Below are 26,997 nucleotides of genomic sequence, written 5' to 3' on the forward strand. Positions count from 1 at the left end.
CGCGCCCGCAGCCCTCCCCGCAGACCAGCAGGCAGTCAGCGCCCATGCTCAGACTCGAAGAAATCACCAAGGATGCGCAGCTCACCGGCTTGGTGCCGGGCGAGGTGGTCAAGGTCGTCAACGTCGAGGCCATCGGCCTCGATGCGCGCCTGGTGGCCTACCGCAACGGCCAGGGCAAACTCGACGAGCAGATCCTCTTTCGCCAGGACGAATACCGCCTTGTGCTCGCCGTTGCCGGCAAGGCCTGGGCCTTCGACGCCGACCCCGCCGCCTTCAAGCTGGCGCTGGAAGCCTATCGCATCAGCCTGGCGCACCTGTTCGACCCGCTGATGGCCGTGCACACCTCCAACGTCGAGCCGCTGCCGCACCAGATTTCCGCCGTGTACGAAGCCATGCTGCCGCGCCAGCCGCTGCGCTTCGTGCTGGCCGACGACCCAGGCGCTGGCAAGACCGTCATGGCAGGATTGTTGATCCGCGAGATGATGTTGCGTGCCGATGCCCGGCGCGTGCTCATCGTCTCCCCCGGCTCGCTGACCGAGCAGTGGCAGGACGAGCTGCACGAAAAATTCGGCCTGGACTTCGAGCTGTTCAGCCGCGAAAAGCAAGAACAGTGCCGCAGCCGCAACTATTTTGCCGAGCAAGACTGCTTAATCGCCCGGCTCGATCAGCTCTCGCGCAATGACGACTATCAACACCTGCTGGCGCAGACCGAGTGGGATTTGATCGTGGTGGACGAGGCGCACAAGATGTCGGCCAGCTACTTTGGCAACAAGGTCAACGAAACGGGCCGCTTCAAGCTGGGCAAATTTCTGGGCGGCCTGACGCGTCACTACCTGCTCATGACCGCCACGCCACACAACGGCAAGGAGGAGGACTTCCAGCTCTTCATGTCGCTGCTCGATGGCGACCGCTTCTACGGCAAGTTCCGCGAGGGTGCGCACAAAGTGGACATCACCGACATGATGCGTCGCATGGTCAAGGAAGAGCTGCTGCGCTTTGACGGTCGTCCCCTGTTCCCCGAGCGCTGCGCCTACACCGTCAACTACACGCTGTCGGACGCCGAAGTGCTGCTGTACGACCAGGTGACCGACTATGTGCGCAACGAGATGAACCGCGCCGACCGGCTGGACGGCAAGCGCAAGGGCACGGTGGGCTTTGCGCTCACGCAGTTGCAGCGCCGCCTGGCCTCCAGCCCGCAGGCCATCTACACATCGCTCACGCGCCGGCGCAAGAAGCTGCAGGCGCGGCTCGACGAAGTGCAGTTGCAGGCACGCGCCGACGTGCTGCGCGAGAACCTGGGCGAATACGTGGTACGCCGCCGGTTGGACTTGCCCGAGGATTTGTACGATGCGCAGGACGAGCTGTCCGCCGACGAATACGAAGCCGTCGCCGACCAGGTGGTGGATCAGGCCACGGCGTCGGAGACCATCCCCGAGCTGCAGACGGAAATCGCGATCCTGCAAGACCTGGAGGCCGCCGCCGCCAGCGTGGTGCAGTCGCGCAGCGACCGCAAGTGGGAAGAGTTCTCGCGCCTGCTGCAAGACCGGCCCGAAATGCGCACCACCGGCGGGCGCCGACGCAAGCTCATCGTCTTCACCGAGCATCGCGACACGCTGAACTATTTGCTGCTGCGCATCCGCGACACCCTGGGCAGCCATGAGGCGGTAGTCACCATCCATGGCGGCACGAATCGCGATGACCGGCGCAAAACTCAGGAAGCCTTTCGCAACGACCCCGATGTGCTGGTGCTCGTGGCCACCGACGCTGCCGGCGAAGGCGTCAACCTGCAAAACGCCAACCTGATGGTCAACTACGACCTGCCGTGGAACCCCAATCGCATGGAGCAGCGCTTTGGCCGCATCCACCGCATCGGCCAACGCGAAGTCTGTCACCTGTGGAACCTGGTGGCCGCGCAAACCCGCGAGGGTGAGGTCTTCAAGACCCTGCTGGACAAGCTCGCCGTCGAGCACCAGGCGCTGGGCGGGCGCGTCTTCAACGTGCTGGGCGAGGCGTTCGACAACATTTCGCTCAAAGACCTGCTGATCGACGCCATCCGCTACGGCGAGCAGCCCGAAACCCGCGCCCGCATGGAGCAGGTCATCGGCCAGGCGCTGGACACCCAGCACCTGAAGAATTTGATGGCGCGCAACGCCCTCGTGGACAACCACATGAGCCTGGCCGACCTGTATGCCATCCGCGAGGAGATGGACAAGGCCGAGGCGCGCAAGCTGCAGCCGCACTTCATCAGCGCTTTCTTCCGCGAGGCGTTTCGGCTGGTAGGGGGCGAATTGCGCGAGCGCGAGGCGGGCCGCTACGAAGTGCGCCATGTACCCGCCGACGTGATCGAGCGCGACCGCGTCATCGGCCACAGCCGCACGCCGGTGCTCAAGAAATACGAACGCATCTGTTTCGACCGCGAGCGCCGCACCCTTCACGGCAAGCCCACGGCCGAGCTGATCCACCCCGGCCACCCGCTGATGGCCGCCGTGACCGACCTGGTTCTGTCCAGCCACCGCAGCCTGCTCAAGCGCGGCGCCGTGCTGCTCGACCCGCACGACGCCGGCACCACGCCGCGCGTGCTGTTCATGCTCGACCACAGCGTGCGCGAAGCCGCCGCCGATGGCGCGGGTGCCACGCGCGACATCTCGCGCCGCCTGCAATTCGTCGAGATGACGCCGGACGGCTACGCCGCGCCAGCCCCGTTCGCGCGCCACCTCGACCTGCTGCCCCTCACGCCCGCGCAGACCGAGCAGGTGGCCGACGTGCTGCGCGCCGACTGGGTCAGCCAGCACATCGAGTCGCGCGCCCAGGCTTATGCCGTGCAGCATCTGGTGCCCGAGCACACGGCGGAAATTGCCAGCCGCCGCCAGCGCCAGGCCACCAAGCAGCTTGCTGCCGTGCGCGACCGGCTGGTCAAGGAAATCCAGTACTGGTCCGACCGCGCCATCAAGCTCGATCTGGACGTGCGCGCCGGCAAGCAGCCCCGCATGCAGCCCGACAACGCCCGCCGCCGCGCGGAAGAGCTGAGCGCGCGCCTGAAGCAGCGCAGCGCCGAGCTGCAGGCCATGCAGCACGTCGCCTCCGGCACGCCGCACGTCATCGGCGGCGCGCTGGTCGTCCCGGCGGGCTTGCTGGCCACGCGCGGCGCGCCCGGCTTCAGCGCCGACGCCGCCGCCCGCGCGCGCATCGAGCGCATCGCCATGCAGGCCGTGTTCGATGCCGAGCACGCCCTGGGCCATCACACCAAAGACGTTTCGGCGGACAAATGCGGCTGGGACATCACCGCCACCATCGACCAGCCGGAGGGCCTGCCGCTGCAGCGCCACATCGAAGTCAAGGGCCGCGCCAAGGGCCAGGACACTGTCACCGTCACAGCCAACGAAATCCGCTATGGACTGAATCAGAAAGAAAAATTTGTGCTGGCCGTGGTGGTCGTGGACGGCGATCAGGCCGAGTCGGTGCTCTATATCCACGCTCCCTTCACCCAAGAGCCAGACTGGGCCGAGGCGAGCAAGAACCTGGACTTGGGGCTGCTGCTGCAGCGTGCCTGCACGCCGCAGCATTACTACAGCCAGGCAAAAGCCCCAGTAGCCTAAACATTGTGTTAATAAGGGCGACAATCGGCGCCGCCGCAACTGTGCGTGCAACCCAAGCTGCTGCACCATGCGTTTGCAATCCGTCACCCTGAACAACTTTCGCTGCTTCGAGTCCCTGACACTGGACTTGCACCCACGCCTGACCGTGATCGTGGGTGAAAACGGCGCCGGCAAGACTGCTGTGCTCGATGGCATCGCCAGCAGCTTGACGCCGGTGCTGACCCACCTGTCGTCTGCCAATCAGCGCCTCAGTGGCCGCGGCATCTCGGACACGGACTTTCGCCTCCAGCCCTTGACCAGTACACGCGGCAGCGCATATTGGGCCGCTGCCGATTACGCGCAGCTCATGAACACACTGGACAATGGTTTGCACTGGGATTACTGGCGCCCCTCCGGCACCACACCAGGCGCCAAGCCAGTCCAAATCTGGGGAGAAGGGGAGCTCAAGCAGTACCTGCACGCCATCACGGCCAGCTACCGAACCAACACCCCGGCCCTGACCCCAGTCTTTGCCTACTACGGTGCCAGCCGGGGCCACATTGAAGTGCCGCAGCGCCTGCGCTCGGCCAAGCACAACTACGCGTATCCCACCTCGGCCCTGGTGGACTGCCTCAATCCACGCAGCGACTTCCGGGAAATGCTGGCCTGGTTCGATCAGGAGGAATCTGCCGAGCTGCGCGACAACAAAGGCCGGCTGGCGCGCGACTACATGCCCTTTGCTTCTTTGGAGGCTGTGCGCGCCACCGTGGTGTCGCTGCTGGGCGGCGCGTATGAGAACCCGCACTTCAATGCCCGGCACAAGTTCACCCTGGAGCGCACCAGCGATGGCGCCACCTTGCTGGTCAGCCAGTTGAGCCAGGGCTACCAAAGCATGTTGGCGCTGGCCATGGACTTTGCCCGCCGACTGGCAACGGCCAATCCGCATCTGGCACGCGATAGCGACTTTGCTTATGACCAGATCACGGCTGCATCGGCCTCGCTGATCGGCCTCCACCCGCTGCAGGAAGCGGACGACCACGCTCCTTTTGCCCTGACCCTGGCCATGAGCGCCCCAGCCATCATGCTGGTGGACGAAATCGACCTACACCTGCACCCTACTTGGCAGCAGCGTGTGCTCGGTGACTTGATGCGCACCTTCCCGCTCACGCAATTCATCGTCACCACCCATAGCCCGCAGGTGCTGACGACGGTGCCCGCCGCCAACATCCGCGTCCTGTCGCGGGACGAGCAAGGCGGCATGACCGTCCAGACGCCCGACTTCAGCCCACTGGCCCACGAATCGGGCGACGCGCTGGCCAAGATCATGCTCACACACCGTGAGCCGCCGCTGCCACTGCAAGACCACATCCGGCACTACGAGCAACTCGTGCGTGCGGGGCAGGAACACACTGAAGCGGCCACCACCCTGCGCACCTCGCTGGACAAGGCCGGTTATCAGTTCCATGAAAGCGACCTCACCACCTGGCGCTTTCTGGCCGCACGCAAAGCCAGCGGGGCGAGCTGACCATGGTGGAGCTGCAACACCGCGCCCACCCCACCCCGGCGCTGGCCGCATTCATCGCGGCCCACCCCGGCGCAGCCGTGGCCGATTTCGACAGCGCGGCCTTCGCCTCGGTCAAACGAGCCGTCAAGGCTGACCTGAACCACGATCAAGGTGGCCTGTGCGTCTATTGCGAAAGCCCGTTGGAACCAACGAGTGGACAGGTGGAGCACATCAAGCCCAAAGCGGGGGGCAACGGCCACCCCCACCTGTGCTTTGCCTACACCAACTACGCCCACAGCTGCATCCACCCCAAGACCTGCGGCCAAAAAAAGGGCAACGGCCTGCTGCCCATCGAGCCAGGCCCTGGCTGCAACACGCAGTGGACGCTGTCCACCGACGGCACCATCGAACCCATCGCTGGCCTGAGCCAAAAGCAGCAGCGACTCGTGGGCCGCACTCTCGACATGCTGGGCCTGAACGCCGACTCCAACCTTGTCGATGAACGCCAGCGCTGGCTGCGCAGTGCGCTGGCCGTGTTGCAGCAGGCCCCTGCCGACATCCACACCTTTTTGCAGACAGCACCCTATCGCCACATGCTGGCCACGGTGCTGTGAACCGCCTCTGCGCCTTCCCGCCTGGCCGCTTTCCATGTCCATCCGCACACCCAAGAAACTCATCGAAGTCGCCCTGCCACTGGATGACATCAACGCCGCCTCCGCCCGCGAAAAGTCTATCCGCCACGGCCACCCCAGCACGCTGCACCTGTGGTGGGCGCGCCGCCCGCTGGCCGCAGCGCGCGCCGTCATCTTTGCGCAGATGGTCAACGACCCCGGCGGCGAGCGTGGCTACTACGCCGGCAAGACGCGCGCCCAGGCCGATGCCGAGCGCGAGGAGCTGTTCCAGATCCTGCGCGACTTGGTGAAATGGGAAAACACCAACAACGAAGAAGTGCTGGCCCGCGCCCGCGCCGCCATTGCCAAAAGCTGGCGCGAAACCTGCGAGCTGAATAAAGGCAAGCCCGGCTTTGACCCCGAAGTGCTGCCTGCCTTCCACGACCCGTTTGCCGGTGGGGGTGCGCTGCCACTGGAAGCGCAGCGCCTGGGGCTGGAAAGCCACGCCTCTGACCTGAACCCCGTGGCCGTCACCATCAACAAGGCCATGATTGAAATCCCGCCGCGCTTTGCGGGCCGCGCGCCGGTAGGGCCGCAGATTGAGGCCGAGCGTGGCACCAAACGCGCCACCAAAAACGCCTTTGAAGACTGGAGCGGCGCACGCGGCCTGGCCGAAGACGTGCGCCGCTACGGCGCCTGGATGCGCGAGCAGGCCCAGCAGCGCATGGGTCACCTGTATCCGACGGTGCAAATTACTCCTGAAATGCTAGCTGCTAGCGCTTACTCAGTAAGCGCTAGAGGCCAAAAAGACCATCAAAACGCCGGACTGACTGGATTGCAAGCGGGCCAAGAACTAACGGTGATTGCTTGGCTGTGGGCGCGCACCGTGAAAAGCCCCAACCCGGCTTTTAGCCATGTGGATGTTCCTCTCGCCAGCAGCTTTATCTTGAGCAGCAAGGCGGGCAAGGAAGCCTGGGTGGAGCCGGTGGTGGAGGGCGACGGCTACCGTTTTGAGGTGCGCACGGGCAAGCCGCCGGAGAGTGCCAAGGCTGGAACGACAGCGGGCAAGCGCGCAGGCTTTACCTGCCTGATGTCTGGTTCGCCCATGGATTACAAATACATCCGGGCCGAAGGTGCTGCCGGGCGTATGGGGGCGAAACTGATGGCCATCGTGGCTGAAGGGGCACGCGGACGTATTTACCTCGCGCCGACGCCAGAACAAGATGCCATTGCCAGCGCAGCAGCACCCACTTGGCGGCCTGAAACACCTTTGCATGGCAAATGCCGCGTCAATGTTTCCAACTACGGCTTGGATGTGTACGGCGACCTATTCACCCCGCGCCAACTGGTGGCGCTGACCACGTTTTCCGACCTGGTGCCCGAAGCCATCGCCCGCATCCGCGCCGACGCCCTGGCCGCCGGCATGGCCGCGGGCTGGATGCGGGCGGCAACGGCGCCACGGCGTATGCGGAGGCGGTGGGGGTGTATTTGGGCATTGCCGTTGATAAAACTACTGACTACAACAGCTCCTTGGTTGCATGGAGTCCAACACGCGACCAAGCAAAAACGACATTTGGTCGGCAAGCGTTGCCGATGATTTGGGACTACGCAGAAATCAATGTTTTTGCCGAAGCAGCAGGTGACATTGGCGTTTCTGTCTCAGGTATTGCCCGAGCTTTCTCAGCGTTAGGAGCAAAGCCGCAGGGTCAAGTCCGACAAGCTGATGCGCAAACACAAAAAGTTAGTGCGAACAAAGTCATTTCCACCGATCCGCCGTATTACGACAACATTGGCTACGCCGACCTGTCCGATTTCTTCTACGTCTGGCTGCGCCGCAGCCTGCGGCCTATCTTCCCGAATCTCTACGCCACGCTGGCCGTGCCCAAGGCCGAAGAACTGATTGCCACGCCCTACCGCCACGGTAGCAAGCAGGCGGCGGAGGTGTTTTTTCTGGACGGCATGACGGCCGCCATGCACAACCTGGCCGCGCAGGCGCACCCAGCCTTTCCGGTCACCATCTACTACGCCTTCAAGCAAAGCGATACCTCCGAGGGCGACGGCACCCACAGCACTGGCTGGGAGACGTTTTTGGAAGCAGTGCTGCGCGCCGGTTTCACCCTGACAGGCACCTGGCCCATGCGCACAGAACGCGATGCGCGCTCCATCGGCATTGGCACCAACGCCCTGGCCTCCAGCATCGTGCTGGTCTGCCGCCCGCGCGATACCGCCGCCGAGACCATCAGCCGCCGCGAGTTCCAGCGCCAGTTGCGCGAGCAGCTGCCCGAGGCGCTGGAAACCATGATTGGCGGCACCAGCGGCCAAAGCCCCATTGCCCCGGTCGATCTGGCCCAGGCCGCCATTGGCCCCGGCATGGCCATCTACAGCCAGTACGCGGCGGTTCTCAACCAAGACGGCACGCCCATGCGCGTACACGATGCGCTGGTGCTGATTAACCGCGAAATCACCGAGTACCTCACGCCCGACGCGGGCAGCTTTGACGCCGACACCCTGTTTGCCAACAGCTGGTTCGAGCAATACGGCTGGGATGAAGGCCCGTTTGGCGAGGCCGATGTGCTGGCCCGTGGCAAAGGCACCAGCGTGGCCGGTGTGGCCGAAGCCGGCGTGGTGCAAAGCGGTGCTGGCAAAGTGCGCCTGCTGCGCTGGGCCGACTACCCCACCGGCTGGAACCCCGCCACCGACCACCGCGCCCCCGTGTGGGAAGCCACGCACCACCTGATTCGCGCCCTCAACACCCAAGGCGAAGCGGCAGCCGGTGCCCTGCTGGCCGCCATGCCCGACAAGGCCGAGCCCGTGCGCCAACTGGCCTATCACCTCTACACCCTGTGCGAGCGCAAAAAATGGGCCGAAGACGCCCGCGCCTACAACGAACTCATCACCGCCTGGCACGCCGTGCTGGCCGCCAGCCGCGAGCAGGGGCCGCGCGGGGAGCAGTTGGGGTTTGAGGCATGAATCCGCTCGTGCGTGGGCCAAAATCCACCGGTCTGCCGTTTGTGAAAGACCCGATGCGGGCAGGAGAAGGCCATGTCCGAATTCATTGAAAACATTGCAGTCAAGGGCTTCCGCGGCTTCAAGGAATTGCGCGTCTCCGGGTTCGGCAAAGTCAACCTGGTCACGGGCAAAAACAATGCGGGCAAATCTTCGCTGCTGGAGGCAGTGCGCATTCTGGTAACCGGCGGCGCGCTGGATACCTTGCAAGCCATCCTGAACTATCGCGAGGAAACCAACGAAGCGGGCGAAGCCCGGCGTGAACTGGTTGGTCTGGATTTCGGCCCCTACCGCAGTTTGTTCACGGGCTTTCCAGACCTCAGTGCTCGGTCGGCCAGCTTTTCCATCCAGGCAACGGGGCTGCTGCCACCCAGCCAGTCGTCCCTGCTGGCGACGGCGCGTTGGGCAGTCCAGCAAGAAGATCCGGAACGCGGCACGGTTCGCTACAGGGTTGTGGAGGACTTGTTTGGCGATGCGCCCGGCGTGCCCGCCCTGGAACTGGCAGTGGGCGAGCGCCGGCGTGTCGTTCCCCTGTACCGTCGCGGGCTCGTTCGGCGCCCGCTGGGGTTGAGCCTGGGAGATAGTGGACAGGAACCTGTGCGCTGCGTGTATCTCGACCCCTTCAGTTCACGGTCTACCGGCCAGCTTGGCGTTTTGTGGGACGCTGTAGCCCTGACCGATGCGCAGGACGAAGTGCTCAAGGCGTTGCAGTTGATCTCGCCCGACATCGAAGGAATTTCGATGATCGGCAGCGATGGGCCGCGCCTGCTTGCACGCACGGCTATCGTCAAGAGTCGGCAATTCGATTCGCCCGTGCCTTTGCGCACTTTCGGCGACGGCGTGAACCGGCTGTTCGGCATCGTGCTTTCGCTGTGCAATGCGAGAAATGGCGTGCTGCTGATTGATGAGTTCGAAAACGGCCTGCACTACTCCGTGCAGGCGTCTATCTGGGCGACGATTTTCCGGTTGGCTTCAGAGTTCAATGTGCAGGTTTTCGCCACGACGCACAGCCGCGATTGTGTGCAGGCCTTTCAGGAGGCCGCCACCGAAAGCCCGCAGGACGGCTTGCTGCTTCGCCTGACCCGTCAGGCCGACACGGTGGCAGCAACCGTGTTCGATGAACGCGAGTTGGCAATTGCCACTCGCAACGACATCGAGGTGCGCTGACCATGCAGGGCAAACGGGTGCTGTTGGTCGAAGGCCGGGATGACGAGCATGTGGTCAAGAATATTTGCGGTCGCTTTGACCTGGGAGTGATCGACCGGATCGAGCCGCAGGAGGGCAAGGATCCGCTGCTTGACACGTTGCCCGTCAAGCTCAAGGAGAGCGACCTGGCGGTGCTGGGTATCGTCCTGGACGCCGATACCGACCTGGGCGCGCGGTGGCAGGCGCTGTCCAGCCGGCTTCAATCTGCGGGCTATCAAAACATCGGCGGGCACCCTGATCCACAGGGCGGTGTTTTCGAGCCGCCAGCAGACAGCCTGTTGCCCAGGGTGGGGGTCTGGCTCATGCCGGATAACCAGGCGCCGGGCATCCTGGAGGACTTCCTGCGTTTCCTGGTGCCCGCTGGCGACACCTTGCTCTCGCATGCAGAACAGGCAGTCAGCACGTTGCCGCAAACACGCTTTGAGGTGTTGAAGCGTCCGAAGGTGCTGATGCACACCTGGCTGGCGTGGCAGCAGGAGCCTGGCAAGCCTTATGGGCAGGCGATCACCGCACGCTATCTCGACGTCAATCTTCCGGCAGGCAAGGCATTCGCCGATTGGCTCAGGCGACTGTTTTTTCCGCGCGCGAAAATTTGAGGTACATAGCCGCGCCGCCCGCGCGCACCAAGGAAGAGCGACATGCTGAAAAAGGCGAACATCCAGAACTTCGGCCCCTTACCGAACGGCACCTACCAATTCTCGCCCAGCTTGAACGTGGTCGTGGGCGAGAACGGACTTGGCAAGTCGCAGTTGCTCAAGCTCTTGTATGCCGTGTTGAAGGTCAATGCCGATGCACGCGAGCTGACCAAGGCCGAGCTGCAGAAAGCCTATGCCGAGAAGTTGGTAGGGGTGTTTCGGCCCGACGCGCTGGGGCGGCTGGCCAAGCGCAAGCAAGGCCGCGAGCGCTGCGAGGTGCAGTTGCACATGCACGAAGCGGCACTGTCGTGCGCATTCAGCTTCGCGTCTCAGGCCAAGTCGGAGGTGCAACTGGACAAGGCACCGACGCAAGCCTTGGAGCAGGCGCCGGCGTATATCCCGACCCGCGAACTGGTCACGCTGTGCCCCTGGTTCGGCCCACTGTACGACAACTTCCATCTGCGCTTTGAAGAAAGCTGGCGCGACACGGTCTCGCTGCTGGGCGCGCCCAGCGTCAAAGGGCCGCGCGAGAAAAAGGCCGCAGCGCTGCTCGCCCCCCTGGAAGAGGCCATGGGTGGCAAGGTGGTGGTGGACTCGGGCACTGGCGAGTTCTACCTGAGCATTCCCGGCGAGGGCAGCATGGAGATGCCGCTGGTGGCCGAGGGTCTGCGCAAACTGGCCATGCTGGCGCGCTTGATCAGCACGGGTGTGCTGCTGGACAAGGGCTACCTGCTCTGGGATGAACCGGAAACCAACCTGAATCCTAAGCTCATCAAGGTCATCGCGCGCAGCATCCTGGCGCTGTGCCAGCAGGGCATCCAGGTCTTCATTGCCACGCATTCGCTGTTTTTGATGCGTGAGTTGGAAATCCTGCTGCAAGAACCCGCCTTGCACGCCGTCCAGCCGAGGTACTTTGCCTTGAAAGCGGGCGAGACCGGGACTGCCACAGCACTGGAGCAAAGTGCGGATCTCTACGACATTCAGACCCTGGTGTTGCTGGACGAGGAGCTGCACCAGTCGGATCGATTCCTGGCGGCGGAGGGCCTGCATGCCCGTGATTGACAACCCGATCCGGGAAGACCGGCTGACTTTCACCTTCGCCGCCACAGCCCAGGCCAGCAAATACGATGACTGGGCACATTACAGAAACCAGTTCAACAATGCGTGCGGCAGCGCCAACAAAGCGGTGGATATGGTTTGCGTGGCAGCGGACACTGCCTGGTTGATCGAGGTGAAGGACTACCGCATCCATGCCCGCACCAAGCCCAGCGATTTGGCCAAGGAAGTGGCGCTGAAGGTGCGCGATACGCTCGCGGGTCTGGTCTCCGCACGCTTGCATGCCAATGACGCCGAAGAAAAGCGCATGGCCGATGCGTGGTTGCGCAAGCGCCGCCTGCGTGTAGCACTGCATCTGGAGACGCCGCGCAGCCTCTCCAGGCTTCACCCCAAGCCAATCGACCGCGCCCATGTGCTGCACAAACTCAAACAGTTGCTTGGCGCTGTCGACCCGCACCCTTGCGTGGTAGACCAGCGCACTATCCGCCCCGACATGCACTGGACGGTTCAGGGATAAGACACATGACCATCAAACCCTGGCGCGAAGTCGCCCAGCCCCACAGGGACGTGCTGCAAGGCACGTTCAAGCAAAGCGAGTTCGCCGCCGACATCTCGCAGGTACATGCCGGCACGGCGCCGCCCGAGTACCAGGACGCGGAGAAATTCTTCGCCCGCACCTTCATCACCGAGGGCATGCGGCTGCTGCTGCAAAGCGTGGCCGAGCGGCTGTCGGGGCGCGGGGGTGACCCGGTGATCCAGTTGCAGACGGCCTTTGGCGGCGGCAAGACGCATACGCTGCTGGCTGTGTATCACCTGGCCAGCCGCCAGTGCCCGACCGAGCGGCTGGCGGGCATTCCGCCGATTCTGGACACGGTGGGCATCACCTCGCTGCCGCAGGCGCGGGTGGCGGTGATCGACGGCATCAAGTTCTCGCCCAGCCTGCCGCGTTCGCACGCCGGCATCACGGTAAATACGCTGTGGGGCGATCTGGCGGTGCAACTGCTGGGCGCCGAGGGCCTGGCGCTGTTGGCCGATGCCGACCGGGCGGGCACCTCGCCGGGCAAGGAGGCCTTGAGTACGCTGCTGCAGCGCGCCGCGCCCTGCGTGGTGCTGCTCGATGAGCTGGTGGCCTACGTGCGCCAACTGGAGCCGGGCAAGAGCTACCCCGGTGGCACCTTTGACAGCAACATCACCTTCATCCAGGCGCTGACCGAGGCCATGAAGGGCGTGCCCAATGCCATCTTGCTAGCCTCCCTGCCCGAATCGGAAACCGAGGCGGCGGGCACGCAGGGCCAGCGCGCACTCACGGTGCTGGAAAAATACTTCGGTCGCATCGAGTCAGTGTGGAAGCCGGTGGCGGCGCAGGAGGCGTTCGAGATCGTGCGGCGCAGGCTGTTCGACTACGCCGGCGATGCGGCGCAGATCCAGGCCACGGCGCGGGCGTTCGGCGAGCTGTACCGCCAGCACCCGGCGAAGTTTCCGCCCGAGGCGCAGGACGCGCGCTACGAGGAGCGCATCGCGCAGGCGTATCCGATTCACCCCGAGGTGTTCGACCGGCTGTACGAGGACTGGTCCACGCTGGACAAATTCCAGCGCACGCGCGGAGTGCTGCAGTACCTGGCCATCGTCATCCACCGACTGTGGAACAGCAACGACAAGGACGCGCTCATCATGCCCGGCACGCTGCCGCTGGGCGATGCTGTGGTGCGCGGCAAGAGCATCCACTACCTGCCCAACGGCTGGGAGCCGGTGATCGAGAGCGAGATCGACGGGTCGCGCTCGGCTGCGGCCGAGATCGACGGGCACGACACGCGCTTTGGCAGCGTACAGGCCGCGCGGCGCGTGGCGCGCACGGTGTTTCTGGGCAGCGCGCCGTCGAACGCGGCGCAGGCGGTGCGCGGCATTCGTGTGGAAGGCATTTTGCTGGGCGCCGTGCAACCTGGCCAGGCCGTGGGCACATACGAGGACGTGATCCGCCGCCTGCGCGACCGGCTGCACTATCTGTACGGCGAGAAGGACTGCTACTGGTTCGACACCCGGCCCAACCTGCGCCGCGAGATGGAGGCGCGCAAGGCGCATCTGAAGGACGCCGAGGATGTGCTGCCGCTGCTCAAGGATCGGGTGAACCAGGTGTTCTCCAAGAGGAATCATTTCGCGGCCATCCATGTGTTCGTGCCATCGGCAGACATCCCGGACGACTTCGGGCTGGGGCCACGGCTGGTGGTGCTGCCACCCAGCGCAGGCTACCGCCGGCAGGATGATGGCGCCGCCCTACTGGCCGCCACCGAGGTGCTGGAAAAGCGCGGCGATGCGCCGCGCCTGAAGCGCAACCGGCTGGTGTTCCTGGCGCCGGATGGTGATGCCGTGCAGCGCCTGCGCGACGCGGCGCGCACCTTTCTGGCGTGGCGCTCCATCGTCGAGGACGTGCAGAACCGCCGCATGGACTTGGGCACCTACCAGGCCGACCAGTCCAGACGCGCCATGGACAGCGCCGAAGACAGCCTCAAACAAATGGTGCGCGAGACCTGGCGCTGGCTGATGGTGCCCACCGAGGAGATGGCGCGCGGCAAGCTGGTGCTGCGCTGGGAGGCTGTGAGCCTGCCCGCCTCGGCCCCCAACCTGGTGGAGGCCATCGAGGCCAAAATGCACGAGGAGGAATGGGTGATCTCGGCCTGGTCGCCGGTGCATCTGAACCGGGTGCTCAGCGACTGGTATTTCAAGGATGGCGTGAGCGAGGTCTCGACGCTGAAGGTGTGGCAGGACAGCTGCCAGTACCTGTACCTGCCGCGCCTGCTGAACGCCGACGTGTTCGTGCAGACCGTGACGGCGGGCTGCGCTACGCGCGATGGCTTTGCCTATGCGGCGGGCAAGGACGGCGAGCGCTGGCAGGGATTCGTGTTCGGGCGGCCTGCGCTGGTGACGCTGGACGCGAACAGCCTGCTCATCAGCCCTGTGGCGGCGCTGGAGCACCAGCGTAGGCTGGACAAGCAGCAGCACGAACAGGCAGAGCAGGCGGACACGCAGCCGCTGCGCGGGGGTTCGACTACGACTGCGGCCTCGACTACAGGACGGCAGGTGGCGGGCACCCAGCAGGGCGAGACGTCAACGCAAGGGGCTCAGCCTCTGCCCCAGCGCTTCTTTGGCACGGTGGCGGTGGATGCGACCACGGCGACCATGGATTTCTCCACCATCGTCAATGAAGTCGTCCAGCACTTCGCAGCGCGCGTCGGCGTGGAGGTGACCGTGACAATCGAGGTCGAGGCGCACGCGCCGGAGGGCTTTGAGGCGGGGCTGCAGCGCACAGTCAAGGAAAACTGCGGTGTATTGAAGTTTCGCACCGCAGAGTTCGACTGAGGATGCCGCGCCAGGGGGCGCGCCGCCTGCCCTTTCTTCTTCAACCTCTCATTTCTTCTTGGCCGGATCGCCGTGCAGCGGCGCGTCGCGCGTGGCGTGCTTGGGATCGGCACCGTTTGCGCTGCGGTCAAGTTGCTCAGCCAGTGTCAGGTGTTCGCGCAGCGTCGGCAGGGTGCGCTCGGCCCAGGCCTTGACGTCCGGGTCGTGCGCCTTGGTGGCGCCTTTTTCGAACAGCTCGATGGTTTCGCGGTGCGCCTTGGGGCCGAGGCTGTCGATGTAGCTCTGGTCGAACTTGGCGCCGTCGTGCGTGGAAAGCAGCTTGAGCTTGCCCTTTTGCAGCAGCGACGGCCCGTCGGGCAGCTTGTGGTTCTTGGCCGCAGACAGGGTTTCGAGTTGCTGGGCAGCCGCCGTATGGTCGTCGATCATGCGCTGGGCAAAGCTCTTGACGGCATCGCTGTGCGCCTTTTGCAGCGCCAGTTTGGCCCCCTCGACCTCGAAGTGGCCGGCGTGCGCAGCGTCGTTCATGAAGGACGCATCAGCATGGGCCGGCTTGCTGTCGGTGGGCGTGGGCGCGCGCTGGGCGGACGCCGGGGCGGGGGCGTGCCGGTCGTCCCTGTCGCCCCATTCGTTCCCGTCTTTCCGGAGCTGGTGGCGCTGCCGCCGGTGGCATTGGGCGCACTGTCCTCCCCCGAGGACGTGCCCGGCGAGGATACGGCCGAGCTGGGCGGGGCGATGACCGGCGGCGTGCTTTGCGCCCAGGCGCTCAGGCCCAGGCCAGCGGCGGCAAGAAAAGTGGCAGTGGTGCGAAGTCGATGCAGCAGCATGGCGCCGTTCTCCTGTCTGAAAAGTGGTGGGTGAAAAGGCGCTGTCCAAACCAGACCAGACCAGAGCGGGCGCAGCGCCAACGTGCCAGCCATGGTGGAAGGCCGGCCCCGGCGCCGCTGTAGGAGTGGCGCGCAATGGCAGACGGATACGCCGGTGACATCCTGTGGTCGCCGCGCCGGCAGCACGTCAGCCGCTTGCCTGCCACGCCGCTTGAGCACAATGCAAGGCGCTGCTGGCCGACGCCTGGCCCGCGCAGCGCGGCGCATACTGCGCCGGCCTTCCGTTTTTTCCACTCTTGCCCAGCGCCCTATGAAAAGACTCATCGCCGCCCTTGCCATCGCCAGCGCCCTCAGCGGCTGCGGCTACAACGACTTCCAGCGCCTGGACGAGCAAAGCCAGGCCGCCTGGAGCGAAGTGCTCAACCAGTACCAGCGCCGCGCCGATCTGGTGCCCAACATCGTCGCCACCGTCAAGGGCGAGGCGCAGTTCGAGCAGGACACGCTGACGCGCGTGATCGAGGCGCGCGCCAAGGCCACCTCCATCCAGGCCACGCCCGAGCTGATCAACGACCCGCAGGCCTTCAACAAATTCCAGCAGGCGCAGGGCGAGCTGTCGGGCGCACTGAGCCGCCTGATGGTGGTGGCCGAGCGCTATCCGCAATTACAGGCCAACCAGGGCTTTCGCGACCTGCGCGTGACGCTGGAGGGCACGGAAAACCGCATCACCGTGGCGCGCAACGCCTACATCAAGACCGTGCAGGACTACAACGTGCTGGCGCGCAGCTTCCCAACCAACCTGACGGCCAAGGTCTTCAGCTACGCGCCCAAGCCCAACTTCACGGTGCAAAACGAGGCGCAGATCAGCACCCCGCCGCAGGTGGACTTCTCGCAGCCGGCGCCGGCGGCCAGGCCCTGAGGGCCGGCGGTCGGGGATGTTGTGCGTGGTGCGTGGTGCGTGGTGCGTGGTGCGTGGTGCGTGGTGCGTGGTGCGTGGTGCGTGGTGCGTGGTGCGTTGCCGGATGTTCACGCCAGATGCTCAACGCCCCTCCCAAAACCCGCCTGAATATGGGTCAAAAATGCCTGTAGCCCTACTCCTGCAAGCGCTGACAGCTATCTTTTTGATAATCTCCAGCCTGACCGCCAGCGCCCAGCCGCTGCGCGCCGTGCCGGTGCTGACCTCGCGCGTGATCGACGAGACCGCTACGCTGAGCGAAACCCAGCGCCAGGCGCTGCAGGCGCAGCTGGCCGAGATCGAGCGCACGCACGGCTCGCAAGTGGTGGTGCTGCTGGTGCCGACCACGGCGCCCGAGGACATCGCCGCCTTCGCCCACCGCGTGGCCAGCACCTGGAAGATTGGCCGCAGGGACGTGGGCGACGGCCTGCTGATCATCGTCGCCAAGGACGACCGGCGTATGCGCATCGAAGTGGCGCGGGCGCTGGAGGGGCCATTCCCGACATCGCGGCGGCGCGCATCATCGACGCCGTCATGGCGCCGCGCTTTCGCGAGGGTGACTACGCCGGCGGTCTGCAGGCCGCCGTGCAGCAGATCGGCGCACGCATCGCCGGCGAGGCGCTGCCGCTGCCCGGCGCGCCGACGCGCACGGCAGGCGCCGATGAGGCCGGCTTCAGCGAGATGGCGGTCTTCCTGTTCTTCATCGTCATGCTGCTCAGCCCGGTGCTGCGCGCCATCTTCGGCCAGCGCCTGGGCGGCGTGGCCATGGGTGCGGGTGCCGGGGCGCTGGCCTTTTGGTTCACAGCCAGCGTGCTGCTGGCGTCCAGCGCCGGACTGGTGGCGCTGCTGTATGCCTGGATCTTTGGCGGGCGGCGCGTGCCCATCGTCTGGGGTGGCGGCGGAGGCGGCTTTGGTGGCGGTGGCGGGGTTTTGGCGGCGGGGTGGCTTCAGCTCGGGCGGCGGAGGCGGCTTTGGTGGCGGTGGCGCTTCGGGCAGCTGGTGAGGACGCAAAAAATGACAGCGCAGACTTCTTCACCCTCCTCCATCCCGCCACGCGGCCTGTGGGCGCGCCTGGCGCGGCTGCTGCGCCACCGCTGGGCCGACGGTAGCCTGGGCCGCGCCCTGCCCGCCGACATGCTGCAGCGCCTGGCCGCCCGCGTGGCGGCCAGCGAGCAGCGCCACACCGGCCAGATCCGCATCTGCATCGAGGGCGGCCTGCCGCTGTCCTATGTGTGGCGCGCCGCCAGCGTGCGCGAGCGCGCCATCACCCAGTTCGGCAAGCTGCGCGTGTGGGACACCGAGCACAACAACGGCGTGCTGGTCTATCTGCTGCTGGCCGAGCGCCGCATCGAGATCGTCGCCGACCGGGCGCTGGCACGCGCCGTGCCGCCCGAGGTCTGGCGCGCCATGACGGCGCACATGGGCGAGGCGTTTCGCGCCGGGCGCTGGGAGGATGGGCTGACGCAGGCGCTCAGCGAGGTGACGGCGCTGCTGGCGGCGCACTTTCCGGCGCCGCCGCACGGGCAGGATGGCCCGGGCAACGAATTGCCCGACGCGCCGGTGCTGGCGCGCGGCTGGGCCGATCGGGGCAGTTGAGGGAGCCGGGGCGGTTGGGCGATCGGGGCGCCGCTGCAGCGCTCCAACAGGAATCATTTTGATAGCTGCCAGCGCTTGCCTGGCAAGGGTTTTTGGCCTTTTTTGCTTGAAATACCGACCTGAAGTGCTGTCCTGCGGCAGCCGCCCGGCCCTTCACCCCGGCAGCGGCCAGACGCGCCCGGCGCCCACGGCATACAGCCGCCGCCCTGGCGCCGCCGCCAGGGTGTGGCTGCCGGTGAAATCGCCAAAGGCCGGCAGCAGCAGCAGGCCGGGGTCGTGGCAGAAGGCCGGCAGGCGCAGGGCATCGCGAGCGCGGCCGCGCAGCCGCACGGCAGGGTGTACGTGGCCGGCCAGCACGGTCTGCCCTGGGAACTGCTGCGGGTGGTGGCAGCAGGCCAGCGGCGCAGCGGCGCGGGGCTGCCAGGGCTCGTCCACCACACGGATGTCCAGGGCGGGTGGCAGCTCGCCCGCGTGCCAGTCGTGGTTGCCGCGCACCAGGGTCAGCTCCAGCCCTGCATGGGCTGCGCGCCAGTGCGCCAGGCGCGCCAGCAGTGCCGGCGTCTGCGCCTCGGCGGCGTGCAGGAAGTCGCCCAGCACCACCAGATGCCGGGCGCCGGTGGCGGCCAGCACGCCGGACAGGCGCGCCAGGTTGTCCGCAGTGCCGCCAGCCGGCACCGGCAGCCCGCGCGCGCGGAAAGTGGCCGCCTTGCCCAGATGCACGTCGGCCACGAACAGCATGTGTGCTTCGGGCCAGTGCAGGGCGTGCTGGGGCAGCAGCAGCACGCGGATGCCCTGCAGATCGATGGCCGGGCCGGGTTCGGTGGCGGCGGCAGTAGCAGCGGCAGGGGCAGGGGCAGAGGCAGGCGGCATGGACACGATCCTGGGGACAAGAGGCGGTTGTAGCGCCAAGCACCACGCCGCAGCAGAGGGGCCAGCGCTCACAGCGGCGGTAAAGGCCGCGAGGGCTTGCGCCGGCGCCGCCCGGCTCCCGGGCCTGATCCGGCACGCCCCGCCTGCCCCGCATCCGCGCCTACCGCGCCAAAGGCCAGCGCCGCCGCAATGCCGGCCTGCTGCTGCGCATCGGGCGGCGGCACCGGCCCGCGCACGTCGGCAGCCGCCTCCAGGCTGCCCACCATGCGCGCGATGCGCTCGGCCAGGGATTCATTGCTGAGGGTTTCCCGATACCGCTCGACCATCAGCGCAAAGGCCAGCGGCCCGGGCTGCGCCAACGCCTGCACGGCCAGCGTCTGCCCCTGCATGTGCTGCAGCGCGCTTGCGATGGCGGGCAAGTCCAGCTCCTGGCGCAGCACTTCCTGGCGGGCCTGGCGCAGCAGCAGGTTGTCCGGGTCGTACTTGCGAAAGACCTCGAAGAACAGTTGCGCCGAGGCCTGCAGCTGGCGCGCGCTGCGCTGCTCGCCCGGATGGCTGTGAAAGATCAGCCCGGCCACACGGGCAATCTCGCGAAAGCGCCGGCGCGCCATTTCGGTGGCGTTCAGGCTGGCCTGCAGTTCCTGCCACAGAGCGTCGTGCGGCGCTGGCAGGTCGGTGGCGCGGTCATGGCCGCCAGCCGGGCGCAGCAGTTGCGGCACCAGTGCCGCCCAGTCGCGCGGCGTGGCGCTGAGCAGCTCCAGGCCGTAGTCGTTGACGGCCAGCGAGAACGTGCCCGCCTGCTGCTGCGCTGCGCGCCAGGCCAGCAGGCTGGCCAGACCCAGATGCGCCTGGCGACCGGCAAAGGGGTACAGGAACAGGTGCCAGCCCTCGCGCGTGTGCAGCGTCTCGGCCAGCAGCGTGTCCGGCGCCGGCAGCTGCGACCAGCGCGCCTGCAATTGCAGCAGCGGGCGCACGGCGCGCAGCTCGGCACTGGCATAGCGCCCGGCGGCGGCCTGGGCGAATTCGCGCACCACGAAGCCCGACAGCAGCGGCGACAGCGGCAGGCGCGCGCCCGACCAGCGCGGCACGACGGCGCGCGCGCGCGGCGCGCGGCGCACCCAGGCCGTCATCTGCTCGGTGCGGATCAGCTCCAGCACCTGGCCGGCCAGCACGAAGCAGTCGCCCTGCGACAGGCGCGAGACAAAACTCTCCTCCATGCTGCCCAGCCGCGCGCCGTGCAGGAGCTGCACGCTCATGCTGGCGTCGCCGACGATGGTGCCGATGTTGGCGCGGTGGCGCCGCGCCAGGCGCGCATCGTCCATGCGCCAGATGCCATCCGCGCCCGGTTGCACGCGCCGGTAGTCGGGGTAGGCCGCCAACGCCGGCCCGCCGCCCGAGACGAAGGCCAGGCACCAGTCGAAATCGGCGCGCGTCAGATCGCGGTAGGCGCGGGTGCGGCGCACCTGGGCATACAGCGCCTCGGGCGCGAAGCCGCCGCCCAGCGCTGCGGTGACCAGGTGCTGCACCAGCACGTCCATGGGCTGCTCGGGCGTGCTGCGGCTCTCGATCCGACCGGCGCGCACGGCGGCGCGGGCGGCGGCGGCCTCGATGATCTCCAGGCCGTGCGTGGGCACCAGGGTGATGCGCGAGGGCCGACCCGGCGCGTGGCCCGAGCGCCCGGCGCGCTGCAGCAGCCGCGCCACACCCTTGGGCGAGCCGATCTGCAGCACGCGCTCGACCGGCGCGAAGTCCACGCCCAGATCCAGGCTGGAGGTGGCGATCACGGCGCGCAGGCTGCCGCCCTTGAGGCCGGCCTCGACCCATTCGCGCACGCCGCGATCGAGCGCGCCATGGTGCAGGGCGATCTGCCCGGCCCAGTCGGGGCGCGCATCAAGCAGCGCCTGGTACCAGCGTTCGGCCTGTGCGCGGGCGTTGACGAAGACCAGCGTGGTGCTGCTGCCCTCCAACTCGGCCACGACCGCCGCCAGCATGGCCAGGCCCAGATGGCCGGGCCAGGAAAAGCGCCCGAGGGCGCTGCGGCGGGCTGCTGGCCGGGGGGCTGCCGTTGCCGCAGCCGTTGGCAGCAGCGTATCGATGACCAGCTTCTTGGCGGCGCGGCCCTGCACCAGCACGCCGGGCGCAGCCAGGGCCAGCGGCGCCAGCAGGGTGTCGCGCGCCTCGTCCAGGTTGCCCAGCGTGGCCGACATGCCCCAGATCATCAGGCGCGGACACCAGCCGGCCAGCCGCGCCAGGGCCAGTTGCAGCTGCACGCCGCGCTTGCTGCCCAGTAGCTCATGCCACTCGTCAGCCACGACCAGGCGCAGCTGCGCCAGTTGCGCGCGCGCGTCGCTGCGCGCCAGGAGCAGCGACAGGCTCTCGGGCGTGGTCACCAGCGCCGTGGGCAGGCGGCGCGCCTGGGCGCTGCGCTCGGCGCTGGCGGTGTCGCCGGTGCGCGCGGCCAGGGTCCAGCGCGCCAGGGCCGGATGGGCAGGTGCCAGGTCTTGCAGCGGCTGCGCCAGGGCTTGCAGGGTGTCGGCGGCCAGCGCCCGCATGGGCGTGATCCACAGGACGGTGAGCGGTTCGGCGGATGGTGTTTTTTCTTCTTTTTTGATAGCTGTCAGCGCTTGCTGGGTAAGGGTTTCAGCCGTTTTTCTCTTGTTTTCTTGAGCCAGTGCCTGCAGCGCACCCAGCCAGACGGCGTAGGTCTTGCCGGCGCCGGTGGTGGCGTGCAGCAGGCCCGAGCGGCCCGCTCTCATTGCACGCCAGACCTGGCGCTGGAAGGCAAAAGGCCGCCAGCCGCGCGTGGCCAGCCAGCCGGCGGCGTCAGGGGCTGGGCACCGGGGAGTGGCGCAGAGATCGCCCGGCGGGCAGTGCCGGTCTTCGGAGCGGGCAACGATCAGGTCTGGCTGCGCTTTCATGCCTGCCTCCGGGGCTGGTGTTTTTCAGGCAAAAAGTGGCCGAACGCCTTTCCAGTCAAGCGCTGGCAGCTATCGAATTTGCAGCAATCAGAAAGCCTGCACATTGGCTGGCAAGGAACAGGCAAGGCCATGGCCCATGCTAGGGCGCGGGCAGGGTGCGAGGTGCCGGCAGGCACGCGCATTGGCCTGTCGGCCAAGGACTTGCGTAGCAGGTGGCAGCGCGCGGGTGGTGGACACACTCCAACACCTGGCTGGTTCAGGGCTGTCTGCAGCCGGCTCAAAACGAAAAAGGGAACGTGGTCAACACGTTCCCTTTTCAGGCCAGCTCAGGCGCGCTCTGGACTGGCTGACTGGCAATAGCCGGATGGGCGGCTGCTTGCTTCCTGGAGCGGACGCAGCGCGCTCAACGCTTGTCGCGGAACTTGCGCAGGGCCGCCAGCTGGGCCGCCATGATGGCCAGCTCCGACTGGGCGCGGGCCAGGTCGAGTTCGCTCTTGGCGTTCTTGAGGGCCTCTTCGGCGGCGCGCTTGGCTTCCTGGGCCTTCTGGTCGTCCAGGTCGCGGCCACGGATGGCGGTGTCGGACAGCACCGTGACGCAGTCGGGCTGCACTTCCAGGATGCCGCCGGCGACGAAGACGAATTCCTCTTCGCCGCTGGGCAGTTCGATGCGCACCGAGCCCGGCTTGATGCGGGTGATGAGCGGTGTGTGGCGCGGATAGATGCCCAGCTCGCCAGCTTCGCCGGGCAGCGCGACAAAGCGCGCCTCGCCCGAGAAGATGGACTCCTCGGCACTGACCACATCAACGTGGAGGGTGTTCATCTGGGGCCTCGTTCTGACAAAGGATTGAAAGCTGCAGCAGTGCTGTGCAAGGGCAGCGGGCCGGGGCCATCACAGGCGCCCTGCCCGCGCGCCCCGGCATCAGGACGCCAGCTTCTTGGCCTTCTCGAAGGCCTCGTCGATGGTGCCGACCATGTAGAAGGCCTGCTCGGGCAGGTGGTCGCACTCGCCGGCCACGATCATCTTGAAGCCGCGAATGGTCTCGGACAGCGGCACGTACTTGCCGGGCGAGCCGGTGAACACCTCGGCCACGTGGAAGGGCTGGGACAGGAAGCGCTGGATCTTGCGCGCACGGGCCACGACCAGCTTGTCCTCGGGGGCCAGCTCGTCCATGCCCAGGATGGCGATGATGTCGCGCAGCTCCTTGTAGCGCTGCAGCGTGCCCTGCACGTCGCGCGCCACCTTGTAGTGCTCCTCGCCTACGACCTGCGGGTCGAGCTGGCGGCTGGTCGAGTCCAGCGGATCCACGGCGGGGTAGATGCCCAGGGCGGCGATGTCGCGCGACAGCACCACGGTGGAGTCCAGGTGGGCAAACGTCGTGGCGGGCGAGGGGTCGGTCAAGTCGTCGGCAGGCACGTACACGGCCTGGATCGAGGTGATGGAGCCGACCTTGGTGGAGGTGATGCGCTCTTGCAGGCGGCCCATTTCCTCGGCCAGCGTGGGCTGGTAGCCCACGGCGGAGGGCATACGGCCCAAGAGGGCAGACACTTCCGTGCCGGCCAGGGTGTAGCGGTAGATGTTGTCCACGAAGAACAGCACGTCGCGGCCTTCGTCGCGGAAAGACTCGGCAATGGTCAGGCCCGTGAGCGCCACGCGCAGGCGGTTGCCCGGCGGCTCGTTCATCTGGCCATAGACCATGGACACCTTGGACTCGCCCAGGTTCTCCAGGTTCACCACGCCCGAGTCGGCCATCTCGTGATAGAAGTCGTTGCCCTCGCGGGTGCGCTCACCCACGCCAGCAAACACCGACAGGCCCGAGTGCGCCTTGGCGATGTTGTTGATCAGCTCCATCATGTTCACGGTCTTGCCCACGCCGGCGCCACCGAACAGGCCCACCTTGCCGCCCTTGGCGAACGGGCACACCAGGTCGATCACCTTGATGCCGGTCTCCAGCAGCTCCTGCGAGGGCGACAGCTCGTCATAGGCCGGGGCCTTGCGGTGGATCGATGCCGTCAGCTCCTGATCGACCGGGCCGCGCTCGTCGATGGGATTGCCCAGCACGTCCATGATGCGGCCCAGCGTCGCCTTGCCCACGGGCACGGTGATGGGGTTGCCGGTGTTGCTGACCATCAGGCCGCGCTTCAAGCCGTCCGACGAGCCCAGGGCAATAGTGCGCACCACGCCGTCGCCCAGCTGCTGCTGCACTTCCAGCGTCAGCGGCGAGCCTTCCAGCTTCAGCGCGTCATAGATCTTGGGCATCTGTTCGCGCGGGAACTCCACGTCCACCACGGCGCCAATGCACTGGACGATCTTGCCCTGTGCGCTGGCGTTCGCTTGCTGCATGTTCTCTTGAGCCATTGTTTGCTCCAAAAATTGTGTGAAACCGGTTGCGTTGCGGCAATCAGGCAGATCAGACGGCGGCGGCGCCGGCCACAATCTCCGACAGCTCCTTGGTGATCGCTGCCTGGCGGGTCTTGTTGTAGACCAGCTTCAGCTCGTTGATCACGTTGCCGGCGTTGTCGGTGGCAGCCTTCATGGCGACCATGCGCGCGGATTGCTCGCTGGCCATGTTTTCGGCCACAGCCTGGTAGATCAGCGATTCGACATAGCGCACCAGCAGCTCGTCGATCACGCTTTGCGCATCGGGCTCGTAGATATAGTCCCAGCTCGCGCCAGCGCTCTTGCCCTTGCCGGCCTGGATCTGCTCGGTGGACAGGGGCAGCAGCTGCTCGACCACCGACTCCTGGCGCATGGTGTTGATGAACTTGGTGTACGACAGGTACACCGCGTTGATCCGGCCTTCGGCATAGGCGTCCAGCAGCACCTTGACGGGGCCGATCAGGCGCTCCAGGTGCGGCGTGTCGCCCAGGCCGGTGGCGTGCGCCACGACCTGCGCACCGATGCGGTTCAGAAAGCCGAAGCCCTTGTTGCCGATGGCCACGGTCTGTGCCTGCACGCCGGCACCCTGCAGCTCGCGCAGCTTGGTGGTGACGGCACGCAGCACGTTGGTGTTCATGCCGCCGCACAGGCCCTTGTCGGTCGTCACCACGATGACGCCGGCCGCCTTCGCATCGTTCACCCGCATGAACGGGTGGACGTACTCGGGGTTGGCCTGGCCGAGGTGGGCGGCAATCTGACGCACCTTCTCGGCATACGGGCGGGCGGCGCGCATACGGTCTTGCGCCTTGCGCATCTTGGACGCGGCCACCATTTCCATGGCCTTGGTGATCTTCTTGGTGTTTTCCACCGATTTGATCTTGCCGCGTATTTCCTTGCCTGCTGCCATGAGGACTCCTCGTGCGCGCTTTAAGCGAAGGTCTTCTTGAAGGACGCGATGGCCTGGCTCAACTCGGCCTCGTCCTTGCCTTCCTTGTCGAATGCGCGGTTTTGCTCCAGACGCTCCAGGAGGGCGCCGTGGCTGGTCTTGAGGAACTGGTGCAGGCCCGACTCAAAGGCCAGCACCTTCTTCACGTCCACGTCGTCCAGGTAGCCCTTGTTCACCGCGAACAGGGTGGCGGCCATCAGGCTGATGGGCAGCGGGCTGTACTGGGGCTGCTTCAAGAGCTCGGTCACGCGGGCGCCACGGTCGAGCTGCTTGCGGGTGGCTTCGTCCAGGTCGGAGGCAAACTGCGCGAACGCGGCCAATTCGCGGTACTGCGCCAGGTCGGTACGGATACCGCCGGACAGGCCCTTGATCAGCTTGGTCTGCGCTGCGCCACCCACGCGCGACACCGAAATACCGGCGTTGATGGCGGGGCGGATGCCGGCGTTGAAGAGGGCCGTTTCCAGGAAGATCTGGCCATCGGTAATCGAGATCACGTTGGTCGGCACGAACGCAGACACGTCGCCGGCCTGGGTTTCGATCACGGGCAGGGCCGTGAGCGAGCCAGTCTTGCCCTTGACTTCGCCCTTGGTGAAGGCTTCCACGTAGTCTGCATTGACGCGCGCGGCGCGCTCCAGCAGGCGGCTGTGCAGATAGAACACATCGCCGGGGAAGGCTTCGCGGCCCGGCGGGCGGCGCAGCAGCAGCGACACCTGGCGGTAGGCCACGGCCTGCTTGGACAGGTCGTCATAGACGATCAGCGCGTCCTGGCCACGGTCGCGGAAGTATTCGCCCATGGTGCAGCCCGAGTAGGCCGACACGTACTGCATGGCTGCCGACTCGGAGGCCGAGGCCGCCACGACGATGGTGTATTCCATGGCGCCGGCCTGCTCCAGCGCGCGCACCACGTTCTTGATGGACGACGCCTTCTGGCCGATGGCGACGTAGATGCAGGTCACGCCCTGGCCCTTCTGGGCAATGATGGCGTCGATGGCCACGGCCGTCTTGCCGGTCTGGCGGTCGCCGATGATCAGCTCGCGCTGGCCACGGCCGATCGGCACCATGGAGTCGATGGACTTCTGGCCGGTGGCCAGGGGCTGATCCACGGACTGGCGGGCGATCACGCCGGGGGCGACCTTCTCGATCACGTCGGTCATCTTGGCGTTGATCGGGCCCTTGCCGTCGATGGGCTGGCCCAGGGCGTTCACCACGCGACCGATCAATTCGGGGCCGACGGGCACTTCCAGGATGCGGCCCGTGCATTTGACGGTGTCGCCTTCGGAGATGTGCTCGTACTCGCCCAGAATCACAGCGCCGACGGAGTCGCGCTCCAGGTTCAGCGCCAGGCCGAACGAGGGCTGGCCGTCGCTGCCAGCGGGGAACTCCAGCATTTCGCCCTGCATCACGTCCGACAGGCCATGCACGCGCACGATGCCGTCCGTCACCGACACCACAGTGCCCTGGTTGCGGATGTCGCTGCTGGCTGCCAGCCCTTCGATGCGGCTCTTGATCAGTTCAGAAATCTCTGCGGGATTGAGTTGCATGACTCTTTCCTTCTTTCCTTTGGAAT

20 protein-coding genes and 1 pseudogene are annotated in these 26,997 nt (G+C 66.4%); 13 read left to right on the plus strand and 8 right to left on the minus strand.

Annotated features, from left to right (window positions below):
- The first annotated feature begins 44 nt into the window (after positions 1-44).
- The 10 genes from IDM45_RS12495 (at position 45) to IDM45_RS12535 (ending at position 14,947) form a co-directional block, all read left to right on the plus strand.
- Positions 45-3,596 (plus strand): helicase-related protein, encoded by a 3,552-nt coding sequence (locus IDM45_RS12495; RefSeq protein ID WP_209423128.1) that lies wholly within the window; start codon positions 45-47, stop codon positions 3,594-3,596.
- Positions 3,597-3,663: 67 nt separating this feature from the next.
- Positions 3,664-5,100 carry an AAA family ATPase gene (locus tag IDM45_RS12500; RefSeq protein WP_209423129.1) on the plus strand — a complete coding sequence of 479 codons (1,437 nt, stop codon included), beginning with the start codon at positions 3,664-3,666 and terminating at the stop codon, positions 5,098-5,100.
- A 2-nt stretch (positions 5,101-5,102) separates the two neighbouring features.
- Positions 5,103-5,693, plus strand: a complete 591-nt coding sequence (locus IDM45_RS12505) for a retron system putative HNH endonuclease (RefSeq protein ID WP_209423130.1) — start codon at positions 5,103-5,105, stop codon at positions 5,691-5,693.
- A 34-nt stretch (positions 5,694-5,727) separates the two neighbouring features.
- Positions 5,728-7,287 carry a DUF1156 domain-containing protein gene (locus IDM45_RS17715; RefSeq protein WP_232653947.1) on the plus strand — a complete coding sequence of 520 codons (1,560 nt, stop codon included), beginning with the start codon at positions 5,728-5,730 and terminating at the stop codon, positions 7,285-7,287.
- 281 nt (positions 7,288-7,568) lie between these two features.
- Positions 7,569-8,660, plus strand: a complete 1,092-nt coding sequence (locus tag IDM45_RS17720; protein WP_233457502.1) for a hypothetical protein — start codon at positions 7,569-7,571, stop codon at positions 8,658-8,660.
- A gap of 72 nt (positions 8,661-8,732) precedes the next feature.
- Positions 8,733-9,863, plus strand: coding sequence for an AAA family ATPase (locus tag IDM45_RS12515; protein WP_209423131.1), 1,131 nt, complete (start codon positions 8,733-8,735; stop codon positions 9,861-9,863).
- A 2-nt stretch (positions 9,864-9,865) separates the two neighbouring features.
- Positions 9,866-10,498, plus strand: coding sequence for a DUF3226 domain-containing protein (locus IDM45_RS12520; protein WP_209423132.1), 633 nt, complete (start codon positions 9,866-9,868; stop codon positions 10,496-10,498).
- Between the two features lie 42 nt (positions 10,499-10,540).
- Positions 10,541-11,599 carry an AAA family ATPase gene (locus IDM45_RS12525; RefSeq protein ID WP_209423134.1) on the plus strand — a complete coding sequence of 353 codons (1,059 nt, stop codon included), beginning with the start codon at positions 10,541-10,543 and terminating at the stop codon, positions 11,597-11,599.
- Entirely contained in the window at positions 11,586-12,110 is a 525-nt protein-coding gene (locus IDM45_RS12530; protein ID WP_209423135.1) for a hypothetical protein, read from the plus strand. Before IDM45_RS12525 ends, IDM45_RS12530 begins: the two co-directional genes overlap by 14 nt.
- 5 nt (positions 12,111-12,115) lie before the next feature.
- Positions 12,116-14,947, plus strand: a complete 2,832-nt coding sequence (locus IDM45_RS12535) for an ATP-binding protein (RefSeq protein WP_209423136.1) — start codon at positions 12,116-12,118, stop codon at positions 14,945-14,947.
- A 48-nt stretch (positions 14,948-14,995) separates the two neighbouring features.
- Here the strand turns inward: IDM45_RS12535 and IDM45_RS18275 are convergent, their stop codons facing one another.
- Positions 14,996-15,472 carry a DUF4142 domain-containing protein gene (locus tag IDM45_RS18275; RefSeq protein WP_209423137.1) on the minus strand — a complete coding sequence of 159 codons (477 nt, stop codon included), beginning with the start codon at positions 15,470-15,472 and terminating at the stop codon, positions 14,996-14,998.
- Positions 15,473-16,081: 609 nt separating this feature from the next.
- Between IDM45_RS18275 and IDM45_RS12545 the strand changes: the two genes are divergently transcribed.
- On the plus strand, positions 16,082-16,687 hold the full coding sequence (locus IDM45_RS12545) for a LemA family protein (protein ID WP_209423138.1): 606 nt from the start codon (positions 16,082-16,084) through the stop codon (positions 16,685-16,687).
- A gap of 172 nt (positions 16,688-16,859) precedes the next feature.
- Here the strand turns inward: IDM45_RS12545 and IDM45_RS18130 are convergent, their stop codons facing one another.
- Positions 16,860-17,036, minus strand: a complete 177-nt coding sequence (locus IDM45_RS18130) for a hypothetical protein (RefSeq protein WP_325169012.1) — start codon at positions 17,034-17,036, stop codon at positions 16,860-16,862.
- Here IDM45_RS18130 and IDM45_RS17725 point away from each other — a divergent pair.
- A pseudogene (locus IDM45_RS17725) lies at positions 16,956-17,266 on the plus strand (TPM domain-containing protein); the annotation flags it as partial. The gene IDM45_RS18130 and the pseudogene IDM45_RS17725 overlap by 81 nt on opposite strands.
- A 471-nt stretch (positions 17,267-17,737) precedes the next feature.
- Complete coding sequence (locus IDM45_RS12555; RefSeq protein WP_209423139.1) at positions 17,738-18,319, plus strand: TPM domain-containing protein; 582 nt, start codon at positions 17,738-17,740, stop codon at positions 18,317-18,319.
- A gap of 153 nt (positions 18,320-18,472) precedes the next feature.
- Here the strand turns inward: IDM45_RS12555 and pdeM are convergent, their stop codons facing one another.
- The 6 genes from pdeM to atpA form a co-directional block, all read right to left on the minus strand.
- Positions 18,473-19,189, minus strand: coding sequence for a ligase-associated DNA damage response endonuclease PdeM (gene pdeM, locus IDM45_RS12560; RefSeq protein WP_209423140.1), 717 nt, complete (start codon positions 19,187-19,189; stop codon positions 18,473-18,475).
- A 68-nt stretch (positions 19,190-19,257) separates the two neighbouring features.
- A complete protein-coding gene (locus IDM45_RS12565) occupies positions 19,258-22,107 on the minus strand; it encodes a ligase-associated DNA damage response DEXH box helicase (RefSeq protein ID WP_209423141.1) in 2,850 nt (949 codons plus the stop codon).
- A 403-nt stretch (positions 22,108-22,510) separates the two neighbouring features.
- Positions 22,511-22,927, minus strand: coding sequence for a F0F1 ATP synthase subunit epsilon (locus IDM45_RS12570; RefSeq protein WP_209423143.1), 417 nt, complete (start codon positions 22,925-22,927; stop codon positions 22,511-22,513).
- Positions 22,928-23,026: 99 nt separating this feature from the next.
- Positions 23,027-24,463 (minus strand): F0F1 ATP synthase subunit beta, encoded by a 1,437-nt coding sequence (gene atpD / locus IDM45_RS12575; protein WP_209423144.1) that lies wholly within the window; start codon positions 24,461-24,463, stop codon positions 23,027-23,029.
- Positions 24,464-24,515: 52 nt separating this feature from the next.
- A complete protein-coding gene (atpG, locus tag IDM45_RS12580; RefSeq protein WP_209423145.1) occupies positions 24,516-25,391 on the minus strand; it encodes a F0F1 ATP synthase subunit gamma in 876 nt (291 codons plus the stop codon).
- A 20-nt stretch (positions 25,392-25,411) separates the two neighbouring features.
- On the minus strand, positions 25,412-26,971 hold the full coding sequence (gene atpA / locus IDM45_RS12585; protein ID WP_209423146.1) for a F0F1 ATP synthase subunit alpha: 1,560 nt from the start codon (positions 26,969-26,971) through the stop codon (positions 25,412-25,414).
- Positions 26,972-26,997: the final 26 nt, after the last annotated feature.

This window comes from Melaminivora jejuensis, from assembly GCF_017811175.1.
GTDB lineage: Bacteria > Pseudomonadota > Gammaproteobacteria > Burkholderiales > Burkholderiaceae_C > Melaminivora > Melaminivora jejuensis.